The following is a 554-nucleotide window of genomic DNA, read 5'->3' on the forward strand; positions in this document are numbered from 1 at the left end:
GTGTTCTGTCGCCGATCATAATTGCCAGCTTGCACGTCTGGTGCCAGCCCCGACCAGGAGCTCCGGCAACGGCGCTTATTGCGGGGCATCTCTCAACTCCCGCGCGAATGCGGCGATAGGCATCCTTCCAGGAACAGATCAACGGCCCGGCTCATGCGATTGAAAGCGGCATCGTCGAACGCCGCCTGTTCCACGCCAAGCGCTGCGCGTCGGAAGGGGGAGAGGATGACGGTCGACACGAACTGATCGGCGGCAAAGTCCGGATCTGCAAGCTGAACCTCGCCGCGAGCTGCCGCTCGCCTCAACAGCTCCGCCACCAATCGGGCGGCGCCCATGAAACCTGAGTCGTACAGTCTGCGGGCGAGATCCGGGAATCGAGCCGCCTCCGCCATGATGATCCGCTCCATCGCCACATTCCCGTCACTCAGCATCCAGGAAAGGAAGGCTTCGGAGAGTGTCCTCAGTTCGAGGCGAACGTCGCCGAAGTCTGGAAGGCGCCCCTGCAGCGATTTCAGCCCATCTTCAATTTCGCCAAGGATTACGGCCTCGAATAG

Annotated in this window: 1 protein-coding gene; it reads right to left on the bottom strand. The window is 61.7% G+C overall.

Translation table 11 applies throughout. The annotated features are described in order from the left end of the window. Positions 1–92 precede the first annotated feature (92 nt). Positions 93–554 (bottom strand): TetR/AcrR family transcriptional regulator C-terminal domain-containing protein (locus AC2JF9_RS08335; RefSeq protein ID WP_500726860.1); only part of this gene is annotated, 462 nt, incomplete at its 5' end.

The sequence above is a fragment of the Lactobacillus sp. C449L genome (genome assembly GCF_059900815.1).